General features: G+C 67.4%; 15 protein-coding genes. 6 read left to right on the top strand and 9 right to left on the bottom strand.

Annotated features, from left to right (window positions below; genetic code table 11):
* The first annotated feature begins 17 nt into the window (after nt 1-17).
* Nucleotides 18-842, top strand: a complete 825-nt coding sequence (locus ACXPWS_RS07065) for an SDR family NAD(P)-dependent oxidoreductase (protein WP_458711764.1) — start codon at nt 18-20, stop codon at nt 840-842.
* Here ACXPWS_RS07065 and ACXPWS_RS07060 read toward each other — a convergent pair.
* Nucleotides 839-1,669, bottom strand: a complete 831-nt coding sequence (locus tag ACXPWS_RS07060; RefSeq protein WP_458711763.1) for a glycine betaine ABC transporter substrate-binding protein — start codon at nt 1,667-1,669, stop codon at nt 839-841. The genes ACXPWS_RS07065 and ACXPWS_RS07060 overlap by 4 nt on opposite strands.
* On the bottom strand, nt 1,669-2,838 hold the full coding sequence (locus ACXPWS_RS07055; protein ID WP_458711762.1) for an NAD(P)-dependent malic enzyme: 1,170 nt from the start codon (nt 2,836-2,838) through the stop codon (nt 1,669-1,671). The genes ACXPWS_RS07060 and ACXPWS_RS07055 overlap by 1 nt, the downstream gene beginning before the upstream one ends.
* Nucleotides 2,839-3,051: 213 nt before the next feature.
* On the opposite strand from ACXPWS_RS07055, the gene corA reads away from it, so the two are divergent.
* Nucleotides 3,052-4,161 carry a magnesium/cobalt transporter CorA gene (corA, locus tag ACXPWS_RS07050; protein WP_458711761.1) on the top strand — a complete coding sequence of 370 codons (1,110 nt, stop codon included), beginning with the start codon at nt 3,052-3,054 and terminating at the stop codon, nt 4,159-4,161.
* A gap of 3 nt (nt 4,162-4,164) precedes the next feature.
* On the opposite strand, the gene ACXPWS_RS07045 is transcribed toward corA, so the two are convergent.
* The 6 genes from ACXPWS_RS07045 to ACXPWS_RS07020 all read right to left on the bottom strand — a co-directional run bounded on the left by ACXPWS_RS07045 (nt 4,165) and on the right by ACXPWS_RS07020 (nt 9,682).
* The gene (locus tag ACXPWS_RS07045) at nt 4,165-4,758 is read right to left on the bottom strand and encodes a suppressor of fused domain protein (protein ID WP_458711760.1); all 594 of its coding nucleotides are present in this window, start codon (nt 4,756-4,758) and stop codon (nt 4,165-4,167) included.
* Nucleotides 4,755-5,915, bottom strand: coding sequence for an ABC transporter ATP-binding protein (locus tag ACXPWS_RS07040; RefSeq protein ID WP_458711759.1), 1,161 nt, complete (start codon nt 5,913-5,915; stop codon nt 4,755-4,757). The genes ACXPWS_RS07045 and ACXPWS_RS07040 overlap by 4 nt, the downstream gene beginning before the upstream one ends.
* Before the next feature lie 3 nt (nt 5,916-5,918).
* A complete protein-coding gene (locus tag ACXPWS_RS07035; protein ID WP_458711758.1) occupies nt 5,919-6,755 on the bottom strand; it encodes a carbohydrate ABC transporter permease in 837 nt (278 codons plus the stop codon).
* Complete coding sequence (locus ACXPWS_RS07030; RefSeq protein WP_458711757.1) at nt 6,756-7,652, bottom strand: carbohydrate ABC transporter permease; 897 nt, start codon at nt 7,650-7,652, stop codon at nt 6,756-6,758. It lies immediately after the preceding gene.
* 28 nt (nt 7,653-7,680) lie between these two features.
* On the bottom strand, nt 7,681-9,078 hold the full coding sequence (locus ACXPWS_RS07025) for an ABC transporter substrate-binding protein (protein WP_458711756.1): 1,398 nt from the start codon (nt 9,076-9,078) through the stop codon (nt 7,681-7,683).
* Between the two features lie 91 nt (nt 9,079-9,169).
* Nucleotides 9,170-9,682 (bottom strand): general stress protein, encoded by a 513-nt coding sequence (locus tag ACXPWS_RS07020; protein ID WP_458711755.1) that lies wholly within the window; start codon nt 9,680-9,682, stop codon nt 9,170-9,172.
* 140 nt (nt 9,683-9,822) lie between these two features.
* Here ACXPWS_RS07020 and ACXPWS_RS07015 point away from each other — a divergent pair, with 140 nt between their 5' ends.
* Together ACXPWS_RS07015 and ACXPWS_RS07010 are read left to right on the top strand one after the other, a co-directional pair.
* Nucleotides 9,823-10,656: a DUF4190 domain-containing protein gene (locus tag ACXPWS_RS07015; protein ID WP_458711754.1), complete on the top strand. Its 834-nt coding sequence runs from the start codon at nt 9,823-9,825 to the stop codon at nt 10,654-10,656.
* 10 nt (nt 10,657-10,666) lie between these two features.
* Complete coding sequence (locus ACXPWS_RS07010; protein ID WP_458711753.1) at nt 10,667-11,089, top strand: DUF4190 domain-containing protein; 423 nt, start codon at nt 10,667-10,669, stop codon at nt 11,087-11,089.
* Here the strand turns inward: ACXPWS_RS07010 and ACXPWS_RS07005 are convergent.
* The gene (locus ACXPWS_RS07005) at nt 11,086-12,042 is read right to left on the bottom strand and encodes an HpcH/HpaI aldolase/citrate lyase family protein (protein WP_458711752.1); all 957 of its coding nucleotides are present in this window, start codon (nt 12,040-12,042) and stop codon (nt 11,086-11,088) included. The genes ACXPWS_RS07010 and ACXPWS_RS07005 overlap by 4 nt on opposite strands.
* Before the next feature lie 25 nt (nt 12,043-12,067).
* On the opposite strand from ACXPWS_RS07005, the gene ACXPWS_RS07000 reads away from it, so the two are divergent.
* Entirely contained in the window at nt 12,068-13,354 is a 1,287-nt protein-coding gene (locus ACXPWS_RS07000) for a magnesium transporter MgtE N-terminal domain-containing protein (protein ID WP_458711751.1), read from the top strand.
* Nucleotides 13,351-13,920, top strand: coding sequence for a DUF1003 domain-containing protein (locus tag ACXPWS_RS06995; RefSeq protein ID WP_458711750.1), 570 nt, complete (start codon nt 13,351-13,353; stop codon nt 13,918-13,920). Before ACXPWS_RS07000 ends, ACXPWS_RS06995 begins: the two co-directional genes overlap by 4 nt.
* The last annotated feature ends 154 nt before the right edge of the window (nt 13,921-14,074 follow it).

The following is a 14,074-nucleotide window of genomic DNA, read 5'->3' as shown; positions in this document are numbered from 1 at the left end:
TTATGCGAGGAGTGTCCATGGAGGGCTTTGCCGGGAAAGTCGCCGTCGTCACCGGCGCCGGATCGGGTATCGGCCAGGCACTGGCCGTCGAGCTGGGACGCTCCGGCGCCAAGCTGGCGATCAGCGATGTCGACCTGGAGGGCCTGGCGGTCACCGAGGAGCGCCTGAAGGCCATCGGCGCCCCGGTCAAGGCGGATCGCCTGGACGTCACCGAGCGGGAAGCCTTCGAGCTCTACGCCCAGTCGGTCAAAGAGCACTTCGGCAAGGTCAACCAGATCTACAACAACGCGGGCATCGCGTTCACCGGCGACGTCGAGATCAGCACCTACAAGGACATCGAGCGGGTGATGGATGTCGACTTCTGGGGCGTCGTCAACGGCACCAAGGCGTTCCTGCCGTACCTGATCGAATCCGGCGACGGGCACGTGATCAACGTGTCCAGCCTGTTCGGCATCTTCTCGGTGCCCGGCCAGGCCGCGTACAACTCCGCGAAGTTCGCGGTGCGCGGTTTCACCGAGGCGCTGCGCCAGGAGATGATCCTGGCCCAACGCCCGGTCAAGGTGACCACCGTGCACCCCGGCGGCATCAAGACCGCCATCGCCCGCAACGCCGGCGCCGCCGAAGGTTTGGATGCAGAGAACCTGGCCAAGGTGTTCGACAAGAAGCTGGCCAAGACCACGCCGGAGAAGGCAGCCCGGATCATCCTGGAAGCCGTCCGCAAGAACCACGCGCGGGTGCTGGTCGGCGCCGACGCCAAGGTGCTCGACGTGCTCGTGCGCCTCACGGGGTCGGGCTATCAGAAGCTGTTCGCCGGCGTCGTCGGGAAGATGCTGCCCCGCTAACGACCCAGGGGGTGGACGTCGAGATACGCGGCGGCCACCGCGCCCGGGTCCTGTCCGGCGGCCACCTTGGCGCGCATCTGCGCCAGCGCGTCGGTGTCGAGCACCCCGGCCAGCTCGTTGATGGACCGCAGCTGCGTCTCGGACAGGGTGTTGCGCCGGTAGACCGGCACCACGTTCTCGGCACGCACCAGTGCGGTGCGGTCCGACAGCACACTCACCTGGTCCGGGATGTCCGGCGCCGCCGCCGAGGTCCAGGCCACATCGATCTTGCCGGCCCGCAGCGCCGCGAAAAGCGCGTTGTCATCCGGGAATTCACGCGCCGCGGGGAGCACACAGCCGGCCAGCGACGCAGGCCCGGGCCGCCCGGCGGTGTGCCCGACCCGCAATGTCGCGCACCGTGGCAGCAGTGCCAGCGTGTCCGTGGCAGCCCAGTCGTGCGCGGTGCGGTCGGTCACCGCGGGCAGCGGCTTGTCCGACGTGGTGTCCGCATAGTCACCGGCCGCCAGCCCCTCCGGCAGCACCGACACCATCGCGCGGTACACCTGCGCGGCCGACCGTGCCGGCGCGTCGGGTTCGAATCTGGTCAGCAGCGCCCCGGTCAGACCGGGGACGACATCGACATCGCCGGAATCCAGGTCCCGCACCGGGTCGGGGGCCACCTCGACGTGCGCGGCACTGCCGTAGAAGCGCAGTGCCGCGGCGTACAGATGCGCCAGTAGCGACGACTCCGGGTCATGCTGGGCGCCGACGGCCACCGACGGCGCCGGCGCGGCCGCCGAACAACCGGCGACCACCAGCGCCACCAACAGCACCGCCAACCGGCGCATCAGGTTCGGGATGCCTCACCCACGGCCGCGGCGACCGCCGGGCCGACCCGCGGGTCCAGCGCACTGGGGACGATGTGGTCGACCGCGAGATCGTCGCCGACAACCGAGAAGATGGCATGTGCCGCAGCGACTTTCATCTCCTCGGTGATACGGCGGGCGCCCGCGTCGAGTGCACCGCGGAACACCCCGGGGAACGCCAGCACGTTGTTGATCTGGTTCGGGAAGTCACTGCGGCCGGTCGCGACGACGGCGGCGTACTTGCGGGCCGCGTCCGGATGGATCTCCGGGTCCGGGTTGGACAAGGCGAAGACGATGCCGCCGGGAGCCATCGTCGCGATGAGCTCTTCGGGAACCAGGCCCGCCGACACCCCGAGGAAGACGTCGGCGCCGTCCAGCGCCTCGGCCACCCCACCGGTGCGGCCGCGGGGATTCGTCCGCCCCGCCAGCTCCGCCTTGAACGAGTTGAGGTCGCTGCGCGAGGTTTCGACGATGCCCTTGCTGTCGAGCACGATGATGTCCTTGATCCCGCTGTTCAGCAGGATGTTGGTGCAGGCGACGCCGGCGGCGCCGGCACCGGACACCACGACCTTCAGCGAGTGGATGTCGCGGTCGAGCACCTTGACCGCACCGAGCAGCGCCGCGAGCACCACGATGGCGGTGCCGTGCTGATCGTCGTGCATGACGGGGCAGTCCAGCGCCTCGATCACCCGGCGCTCGATCTCGAAGCAACGCGGGGCGGAGATGTCCTCCAGGTTCACCGCACCGAAGGTCGGGCGCAACCGGATCAGGGTCTCGACGATCTCGTCGGGATCCTTGGTGGCCAGCACGATCGGAATGGAGTCCAGCCCACCGAACGTCTTGAACAGGGCGCTCTTGCCCTCCATGACTGGCAGCGAGGCGGCGGGCCCGATATCGCCGAGGCCCAGCACGGCGCTGCCGTCACTGACCACGGCGACGAGCCGGTTCGCCCACGTGTACTTCTTCGCCAGCGTCGCATCGGCGGCGATCGCGCGGCTGACCTGAGCCACACCCGGCGTATAAGCGATGGACAGGGCGCGCTGGGTGTCCAGCGGCTCGTTCAACGCGACCGAGAGTTTGCCGCCCTCGTGGGCGGCGAAGATCTCGGCATCCTCGACTACTACTTGCGGGGTACGCACCAATTCGGCCACGGCGACCACGGTAACCCACACCCTGAACTCACAGGGACCGGTTCCCCCCTCGTGAGAAGACCGAAAGATGCCCTTTACGTCGAGAAATAGGCTACCGGCGGGTAGGTTCCCAGGCAGTAGACAGCTCACGACGGCACGTATCGGACACCTTGGCCACGTAACATTCCTTGAGTTCCCGACCGGGACGAGCGCTGCAAGATCGGGAGGTTTGCGATGCCCTCATTCCGCGCATTGCCGCCGTCGCTGCTCCGTCCCGGGGTCCGAAAAACACCGGCTGCCCCCGATGCCCGCAGCATCCACGTTCCGGTCGCCCGGGCCATGGTGGACTGCGGCGTGTACGTCGACGGTGTCCGGTTGCCCGGCAAGTACACCCATGCCGCCGCACTGACCAAAGTGCGCGACTTGCAGGCCCAAGGCACCAGCCACGCGTTCGTGTGGATCGGTCTGCACGAACCCGATGCGCACCAGATGCAGGCCGTGGCCGACGTCTTCGGTTTGCACGAACTCGCGGTCGAGGACGCCGTGCACGCGCATCAGCGGCCGAAGCTGGAACGCTACGACGACACGCTTTTCCTGGTGCTCAAGACCATCAAATACGTCGAGCACGAGTCGGTGGCCAACGCCAGGGAGATCGTCGAGACCGGCGAGATCATGATCTTCGTCGGCACCGACTTCGTGGTGACGGTGCGCCACGGCGATCACGGCGGGCTGGCCAGCGTGCGCCGGCAGATGGACACCACCCCGGCCAACTGTGCGCTGGGCCCCTACGCGGTGATGCACGCCATCGCCGACCATGTGGTGGACTCCTACGTCGATGTCACCAATCTGGTGGAAACCGATATCGACGCCATGGAAGAGAACGTCTTCTCCCCCACCAGCAGCACCGCGATCGAGCACATCTATCTGTTGAAACGTGAAGTCGTCGAGATGCGGCGAGCGGTCAGCCCGCTGACGCACGCACTGCAGCGGCTCGGTTCCGACCACAACGACCTGATCTCCAAAGAGGTCCGGCGCTACATGCGCGACGTCCTCGATCACACCATTCTGGCTTCGGACCGCATCGCCAGCTACGACGAGGTGCTGAGCTCATTGGTGCAGGCCGCGCTCGGCAAGGTGGGCATGCAGCAGAACACCGACATGCGCAAGATCTCGGCCTGGGTCGCGATCGCCGCCGTGCCGACCGCGCTGGCCGGCATCTACGGGATGAACTTCGACCACATGCCCGAGCTGCATCAGGTATGGGGCTATCCGGCCGTGCTGCTGACGATGCTGACGGTGTGCGTGCTGATGCACCGCAACTTCCGCCGCAACCACTGGCTCTAGTTGTCAGGAGGGCGCGGACGCCCGGCGGTGCGCATCGAAGACGTCGACACCGTCGGTCTGCCACGCCTCGCGCATCGCCTCGGCACCCTTGAGCCGCACCCAGGCCGCCTCCGTCGGAGTGATCGGGGTGGCGGCGAAGAACCGCACCGGCTTCAGCGGCTCCGGGAGCACCACATCGCCGATATCGCTGTCGCCCAACAGGAATGCGGTGAAGGGCGCGCCGTCGAACAGCGGGGCGCTCAGATCCACCAGCGCGCCGGCCTCCAGGATCAGGCCTTCGACGGCCGGGGCGGCGGCCAGCACCGCGACCGACTTGGCCAGCCCGGCCGGGGACGGTGATCGCAGCGACACCACCACCTCCGCCCGCGGTCCGGCTTGCGTATCGGCCAGGAAATCCGTCGGGTCCACCATTGCGTATCGCGAACAACCCAGCGAGACAAAGTGATTCACACCGTCATCGGCCGGGCCGAAGCGCAGCACATCGATCCGGTCGGCACCCAGGAAGGTGATGCTGGCCTCCGCGGGATCGCCGTACACCCCGGCGCGGGTGAAGTGCGCGCCCAGGTGGGCGCGGACCTCGGCGAGGACGTCACTCACGGGATCGAAAGGTTGGCACCGGTGGCCCCGTCGAAGATCACCAGCTTGGACACGTCCAGCGCCAGCTCCGCCTTCTGCCCGGCCGCCACCTGGGACGACGCCGAAACCCTTGCCACGAACTCGTTTTCGCCGACACCGGACTCGGCGGCCAGCTGCGCCAGCTGCGCTGATTGCGCGCCTTGGCCCTCGGTGCGGAAATGCAGGTACTTCTCCGCTCCCAGCGATTCGACCAGATCGACCGTCACCTCGAACACGTGGGCACGGATCCGGGCATAGGAATCGATCTGGGCGGCGTCGTCGAAGTGTTCCGGACGGACACCGACGATGAGGTCCGCCACCTTCCTGGCGGCCAGCTCGGCGTGCGCCTCCGAGGTCAGGGTGACCTCGCCGAACGGCAACTGCAGCCCGACATCGGTCAGCGTGGCCGGGAAGAAGTTCATCGACGGGGAGCCGATGAATCCCGCGACGAACAGGTTCACCGGACTGTTGTAGAGCTCCTCGGGCGTGCCCACCTGCTGCACGACACCGGCCAGCATCACCACCACCCGGTCCCCGAGCGTCATCGCCTCGGTCTGGTCATGGGTGACGTAGACGGTGGTGGTGCCCAATCTGCTCTGTAGGCGCGCGATCTCGGTGCGCATCTGCACGCGCAGCTTGGCGTCCAGATTCGACAGCGGCTCATCCATCAGGAAGGCCTTCGGGCTGCGCACGATCGCCCGACCCATCGCCACCCGCTGCCGCTGACCACCGGACAGCTGCGCGGGCCTGCGGTCCAGAAGTTTGGTCAGGTCCAGGATTTCGGCGGTCTCGTCGACCTTGGCCGCGATCTCGGCCTTCGGCAGTTTGGCCAGGGTGAGCGGGAAGGCGATGTTCTGGCGCACCGTCATATGCGGGTAGAGCGCATAGGACTGGAACACCATGGCGATATCGCGGTCCTTGGGCTGCTTCTCGTTGACCCGTTCGCCGCCGATCCGCAGCTCGCCGGAACTGATGTCCTCCAGGCCGGCGATCATGTTGAGCGTGGTCGACTTTCCACAGCCCGACGGGCCCACCAGAATCAGGAACTCGCCGTCGTTGATGGTCAGCGACAGATCCTCAACTGCCACAGCACCATTGGCGTAACTCTTGGTGACGTGGTCCAAAACGATCTCGGCCATGAGCTACCCCTTCACCGCGCCGGAGGTCAACCCCGCCACGATCCGTCGCTGGAAAATCAGAACAAAGATGATGATCGGCACCGTGATGACCATCGCCCCGGCGGCGATGGATCCGGTCGGTTCCTCGAATTGCGAACTGCCGGTGAAGTTCGCAATCGCCACCGGCGCAGTGATGGCCCGCTGGGTCGCGGTCAGCGACAGCGCCAGCAGCAGGTCGTTCCACGCGAAGATGAACACCAGGATGGCGGCGGTGACGATACCCGGCGCGGCCAGCGGGGCGATCACCTTGCGGAACGCCTGCCCGGGGGTGGCCCCGTCGATCTTGGCGGCCTTCTCCAGGTCCCACGGAATCTCTTTGAAGAATGCGCTCATGGTGTAGATCGCCAGCGGCAGCGCGAAGGTGATGTAGGGGACGATCAGTCCGGGCCAGGTGTCGAACAACCCGATCCGGCGTTCGATGTTGAACAGCGGTGTCACCAGCGAGATCTGCGGGAACATCGCGATCAGCAGCGCCACCCCGACCAGCACCCGCTTGCCCGGAAAGGCCAGCCGGGCAATGGCGTAGGCGGCCATTCCACCGATCGTCACGGCGATCGCCGTGGTGATCAGGCCGATGCCGATGGAGTTGATCAGCGCCGAGCTGAACATGTTGCCGGTGAAGATGCCCTTGTAGTTGTCGAAGGTGATCGCCGACGGAATGAACTTGCCGTCCTTGACCGACGCAGTCGGCTTCAGCGACAGCGACAGGATCCACAGCACCGGGATCAGCGCGTAGACCACCACCAGGATGTTCACCACCGTCCAACCGGTGGCGCGGCCGGCACCGACCCGCTCGGTCATCTAGCGATCCTCCTCGTCGGCACCCGGCGCCGACGCGCCGAAAATCTTGATGTAGATGAACGCGATGACGGCCACCGAGAGAAAGATCAGCACGCTGATCGCCGAACCGAGACCCAGGTTGAAGGCCTTGAACAGGTTGTCGTAACCCAGGATCGACACCGACCCGGTGTCGTTGGCTCCGCCGGTCAGCACATAGATGTTGTCGAAGATCCGGAACGCATCGAGGGTGCGGAACAGCAACGCCACCAGGATCGCCGGTTTGATCAGCGGCAGGATCACCCGGAACAGCCGCTGCCACGCGCCGGCCCCGTCGACCTGTGCGGCGTTGAGCAGATCCTGCGGTACCAGGGCCAGCCCGGCCAGCAGCAGCAGCGCCATGAACGGCGTCGTCTTCCACACCTCGGCCAGCACCACCACGGCCAGCGATGGCAACTGCTCGGTGAGCGGGGCGGTGCCGGCGGGCAGCAGGTTGGCCAGGTAGCCGGTGCCGGGTGTCCAGGCGTAGTACCAGCTGTAGGACGCGGCGACGGTCACGATGCCGTAGGGCACCAGGATCGCGGTGCGCACCACGCCTTTGCCGAAGATGGTCCGGTGCATCACCAGCGCCAGCGCCATACCGAGCACGAACTCGATGGCCACCGATACCACCGTGATGGCCAGCGTGACGACGAACGCCGTCCACCAGTATCGGTCGGTCAGGATGGTGACGTAGTTGTCGATGCCCACGAACTTCGTGTCATCGGGGGTGGCCAGGTTGTAGCGCTGCAGGCTCAGCCATACCGCGTAGGCGATCGGGTAGGCCGTCACGGCCAGCATCAGCACGACGGCCGGGCTGATCAGCCAGTAGGCCAGCCGCCGCTGCGAGGCGCGGTCGTCGACGCCGGTCGCCGTATTCATGCGCGATCCCGCTTCGCTTCTCGCTGGATCACGGAATCAGTCCCTTACCGTCGATGGCCTGCTGCACCTGGTGAGTCAGTTCGTCGGCGGTGCGCTCCGGATCGATCGCGTTGATCGGCGCCAGGGTGGCCGAGATCCGCGTCGACACCGCCTGGTACACCGGCGTGGCCGGCCGCACCGCGGCGTTGGTGAGCTGCTGACGGATGATGTCGTACTGCGGGTACTTCTGCTGAAACTGCGGATCGTCGTACAGCGATGTCCGCACCGCGGGCAGCCCGCCCTCCACTGAGGTGAAGCGCTGATTGTCGACGCTGCGCAGGCACCGGATGGCCTCGAATGCCTCGGCCTTGTGCTGGGTGTTGCGTCCGACGGCCAGGTTGAGCCCACCCAGGGTGACCCGGGCCTGCTCACCCGGTGTCACCCCGGGGTACGGGGCGAAGCCGAAGACCTTCTTGCTGGCGTTGTAGGCGATGTCGAACTGTTCGTCGGTCGGTGAGAACGTGCCGACGCCGTTGATGGCCCCCTTCATCGCCGGGTCGTCGTTCAGCGGCAGGAAGTTCACTCCGCCCTTGGTGGCGTTCTCCAGCATGGAGGGCAGCACGAACGGCCAGTTGACCTCCAGTGCGGCTTTGCCCTGCTCGAGCGCCAGCCGTGCGGTGCCCTCATCGGTCTGGGTGATGGACGGGTCCGCGCCGGGCGCGGTGGCAACCGATTTGATGATCGACAGCGCCTTCACCGTGGCGGCGCGGTGCTCGGGGGTGTCGGTCAGCGTGACGGTCTTGCCGTCATCGGAGAGAACCTGACCGCCTGCGCTCTGCAGCAACGTGTTGAACCACACCACCAGGCCTTCGTACTGCTTGGCCTGCACGGCGATCCAGCTCGGCCCACCCTCATCGTGCAGGCGGGTCGCCTCGGTCACCATGGCATCCCAGGTCGGGGGCGGCTCCTTCATCAAATCTGCTCGGTACCAAAGCAATTGGGTATTCGTGGTGATTGGTGCGGCGTAGAGCTTGTCCTGCCAGCGCGCGGTGGCCAGCGGGCCGGGCAGCGTGTTGGCAACGGCGTCGGCCTCTGCCTCACCAGCGGGGTCATCCGATAACGGCAACGCCCAACCGGCTTCGGCGAATTCGGCGGTCCACACCACGTCGAGCGCCATCACGTCCAGCGATTTGTCGTTGCCGGTGAGCCGTCGGGCCAACTGCAACCGTTGATCGTCTGCGGCTTTGGGCAAGGACACCTGCTTGATGGTGAAACGGCCACCGAGTTGTTCGTTGCACCGCTTGGCGACCGCCGTGAAGGTAGCCATCTCGCTCGCCGGGGTGTAGTAGCTGACCACGATTCCGTCGTCATTGGCACCACACGCCGAGACCACCGAGCCCGCCGTCAGCGCGGCCAACACCGCAGCACAGAGCCGTCGTGTCCGCACTTCCGGCCTCCGTCCGTCGGGAACCTCCCGCGGGCAAACCGTAGAGCTATTCAGACGTGATATGCAACCGTATCGCGGGCGCGTCGCCCACTCAGATCGTCAAGCGCGCCAGCAGATCCCGGCCCTGTTCGGCGCCGGCCGGGTCGCACAGGACGTCGTAACGCCCGGCCACCAGTTGCGTCGTCGAGCTGAAATCCCTTGTGCCCCGGGCTATTGCGTAGGGAATGGCGGACGTGATGAGGCCGAAGAAGACACCAGCCACCAGGCCGGTGACCAGTGCGCCCCACGGGCTGGGGCTGAAGAATCCGAGAACCAGGCCGATGAACAGGCCCAGCCACGCACCCGAGAGGATGCCGCCGCCGATCACCTTGGGCCAGGTCAGCCGGCCGGTCACCCGTTCGACCTGCATGAGGTCGACACCGACGATGGTGACCTGCTGCACCGGAAACTGTTGGTCGGAGAGATAATCCACCGCGCGCTGGGCTTCGGCGTAGGTCGGGTAGGACCCGATGGGCCAGCCCTTGGGCGGGGTGGGCAGCGGCGCGGGGCCACGGCCGCCGGGGGTGGCACCCGGTGTCTGGCCGGGCTGTAGCGGACTGCTCATCGTGAGTTTCTCCTTCATGCGCGGGGAGGTGCCGGTTATCAACCTATCGGTATTCACCCGTACGCACCGACGGTCGGCCCGTCCAGACGCGTGCGACGCTCCAGCACCGCGGGGACCAGCACATACGCTACGTTGTGGGCATGACAGAACCGGGCCAGGACGCCGGCGCCACATCATCGTCGGGGCCATCTGAGACTTCATCGGAATCGGGTTCGGCGGCCGAGCCGCAATCGGGCGGATACGAGGCACCGCCGATCGAGCGGGCGCCCGAGCCCACCCAGCCGCCGGCCGGCGATTACCCGGGCTCCGGGGGCTACGGCCCGCCCCCCGGTTACGAGGCGCCGCCCGCCTATCAGCCGTCCAGCTACCCTCAGCCGGGCTACGAGCAACCGGGCTACGGACAGCCCAGCTACGACGTACCGCCCAGCTATCAGCAGCCGGGCTTCTCGCAGCCCGATTACCAGGGCGGCGGCTACCCACCTCCCGCCCAACAGCCCGGCGGCTACCCGCCGCCGGGCCAGCAGGTCGGCGGCTACCCGCCTCCGGGCCAGCAGGTCGGCGGCTACCCGCCTCCGTCGGCCGGCTTCGGCGCCCCGACCGCGCCCCCGTACAACGACCCATCCGGTTACGGGGTTCCCCCCGGCTACCCGGGCTCGCAGTACGGCACCCCGCCGCCGTCCTACGGTGCCCCCGCCGGCTATCCGCCGCCGAGTTACGGCCCCTCCTACGGATCGCCGTACGGAACAGGCGCCGAGCCGTCCTCCACCAATTCACTGGCCATCGGCTCGCTGATCGCCTCACTGGTCGGTGTCATCTGCGGTATCGGTTCGATCATCGGGATCGTTCTCGGCATCGTCGCGCTCAACCAGATCAAGCAGACCAACCAGAGCGGTCACGGACTGGCCATCGCGGGGATCGCGGTCGGGGCGGTATCGCTGGTACTCAGCATGATCCTTGCCGTCACCGTGTTGTGAGCTGCTTTTCGTGACCGAAAACCCGCCGCCGCACCCGCAACATCCGCCCGATCCGTTCGCCCCGGTGGACTATCCGGCCGATCCCGGGCTGCCGCCGCCGGTCTACTCCGCGCCCTACCCGCCGGCGCCGGGCTATCCGTACCCCGCGCCCTTCCCCGGCTACGACCCGTACCGGCAGAAACCGCTCGGCACCAACGGCAAGGCGATCGCGGCGCTGATCACCGCGCTGGGCGGGCTGGTGTTCTGCGGGATCCCGTCGGTCGTCGGACTCATCCTCGGGGTGATCGCCATGCGCGAGACGCGCCGCACCGGCCAGGACGGCTGGGGGCTGGCGCTGGCCGGCGTGATCATCGGCGGTCTGGCCGCCGCCGGGCTGGTGCTCTACATCCTGCTGTGGATCGGGATCATCGCCAGCGGCTTCAGCCTCGTCTAGGTCGGCGGCTGGAACGGGGCCTGACTCCGCGCCATCCCCGCGGCGCGGCCCTTGCCCGCGATCACCAGCGCCATCTTGCGGCTGGCCTCGTCGATCATCTCGTCACCGAGCATCACCGCGCCGCGGGCACCCCCCGCCCGGGAGGTGTGCCACTCGTAGGCCTCCAGAATCAGCTCGGCATGGTCGTAATCGTCCTGGCGCGGACTGAAAACCTCGTTGCCCGCCGCAATCTGGTCCGGGTGCAGCACCCACTTGCCGTCGTATCCGAGCGCCGCCACCCGGCCGGCGATCCGCCGGAACGCATCGGTGTCGCGCACCTTGAGGTACGGACCGTCGATGGCGTTGATGCCGTGCGTGCGGGCTGCTACCAGAATTGTCATCAGCACGTGGTGGTGGGCGTCGCCGACGTCATAGCCCTCCGGCTGTTCCCCGACCACCAGGGTGCGCATGTTGAGGCTGGCCATCATGTCGGCCGGGCCGAGCACCAGGGCCTGTACCCGTGGGGCGGCGGCGATCTGGTTCACGTTCGTCAGGCCGGCGGCGTTCTCGATCTGCGCCTCGATCCCGATGCGGCCCACCGGAAGTCCGTGGGTCAGCTCCAGCTGGGTCAGCAGCAGATCCAGGGCACGCACGTGTGAAGCGTCGGTCACCTTTGGCAGCACCACGATGTCCAGATGCGCGCCTGCGGTACCCACCACCTCGATGACGTCGGCGTGGGTCCAGGGCGTGGTCCAGTCGTTGACCCGCACGCCCCGCAGCTGGCCGCCCCACCCGGGCTCGGCGAGCGCGGCGGCCACCCGGGTGCGGGCGGTGGCCTTGGCGTCCGCGGCCACCGCATCCTCGAGGTCGAGGAACACCTGGTCTGCGGCCAAAGCCTTGGCCTTCTGAATCATCTTGTCGCTACTACCTGGAACCGAGAGGCACGTTCGGCGGGGGCGATACAGGTTGTCCACACCAACAGTCTCTACGCTGGCGTTCATGGTGGCGGTCAACCGGGTCTATGTGGCCCGACTTGCGGGAATGGTGGTGCTCGGCCCGGACGGCGAGTCCATCGGCCGCGTCCGCGATGTGGTCGTGAGCATCAGCGTCGTGCGCCAGCAACCTCGAGTACTCGGGCTCGTCGTCGAATTGCTCACTCGCAGAAGAATTTTCGTTCCCATTCTACGGGTGACTGCGATCGAGCCGAATGCGGTGACACTCAGTACCGGTAACGTGTCGCTGCGCCGGTTCGCCCAGCGCCCAGGCGAGGTGCTGGTCCTGGGCCAGGTGCTCGACACCCGGGTCCGGGTCAACGACCCCGAGCTGGTGACACTCAGCGGTACCGATGTCGTCGTGGTCGACCTCGGTATCGAGCAGGTGCGCTCCCGGGACTGGATGGTGACCAAGGTGGCGGTGCGCCAACACCGCAGGCTCGGCCGGCGCACCGCGATGCACATCGTGGATTGGCAGAACGTCACCGGCCTCACCCCGGCGGCGCTGAACCTGCCCGGCCAGGGCGTGGCGCAGCTACTGGCCCAGTTCGAGGGGCAGCGGCCGATCGAGGTGGCCGACGCCATCCGCGACCTGCCGCCCAAACGCCGCTACGAGGTGGTCGCCGCCCTGGGCGACGAGCGGCTGGCCGACATCCTGCAGGAGCTGCCCGAGAGTGAGCAGGCCGAGCTGCTGGATCAGATGGACACCGAGCGCGCCGCCGACGTGCTCGAAGAGATGGACCCCGACGACGCGGCCGACCTGCTCGGCGAGCTGGACGCCACCCGCGCCGAGCTGCTACTGGCCCGGATGGACCCGGAGGATTCCGAGCCGGTGCGCCGGCTGCTCAAGCACTCCCCCGACACCGCGGGTGGGCTGATGACCTCCGACCCGGTCGTGCTGGCCCCGGACACCACCGTTGCCGAGGCGCTCGCCCGGATCCGCGATCCCGACCTGACCCCCGCGCTGGCCTCGCTGGCATTCGTCGTCCGCCCCCCGACCGCCACTCCGACGGGCCGCTACCTGGGCTGTGTGCACCTGCAGCGGCTGCTGCGCGAGCCACCGGCAACACTGGTCAGCGGCATCGTCGACAAGGATCTGCCCAGCCTGACCCCGGAGACGTCACTGAACGCCGTGACGCGGTACTTCGCCGCCTACAACCTGGTGTGCGGGCCGGTGGTGGACGAGGAGAGCCACCTGCTGGGAGCGGTGTCGGTGGACGACGTGCTCGATCACCTTCTGCCGCACGACTGGCGCGTGCGCTCCGAGGAGCCGGAGCTGGGGGCAGCGACATGAGCGACCCGTCGACTCGTCAGCGCATCGATACCCCGCGGGTATCCCGGTGGCGGCTGACGCCACAGTTCGACGTCGAGGCCGCAGGCCGGTTCGGCGAATCGTTCGCCCGGTTCCTCGGCACCGGCCGCTACCTCGCCATCCAGACGGTCTTCGTCATCGTGTGGATCGCGCTGAACCTGTTCGCCGTCAAACTGCAATGGGACCCGTATCCGTTCATCCTGCTCAACCTGGCGTTCTCCACGCAGGCCGCCTACGCCGCCCCGCTGATCCTGCTCGCCCAGAACCGGCAGGAGAACCGGGACCGGGTAGCCCTGGAAGAGGACCGCCGCCGCGCCGAGCAGACCAAGGCCGATACCGAGTTCCTGGCCCGCGAGCTGGCCGCACTGCGTCTGGCGGTGGGCGAGGTGGCCACCCGCGACTACCTGCGTCACGAGTTGGAAGACCTGCGCGACATGCTCGTGGAACTGGTGCCGCCCAAGAGCAAGAAGAAGAGCAAACAGGCCCCGCCGGCCGTCGAGGCCGAGACCACCGAACCGGGCGAGATCGTGCTGGACAGCAATAGCTGACCATTGCCCCACCACAGTGATCACCGAATGGGTATGGTGACTTGGTTCACAACCAGTCGGGCACCGCATAACTAGGACGGTTGAGTGTTCAAAGGGGGAGTCGCCGCCCTTGCGGCAGCGCGGCGCCGAGCAGGCCGAACGGTGACCAAGCCCG

This window comes from Mycobacterium sp. BMJ-28, from assembly GCF_054404835.1.
This window is presented reverse-complemented; position numbering and strand designations above follow the sequence as displayed.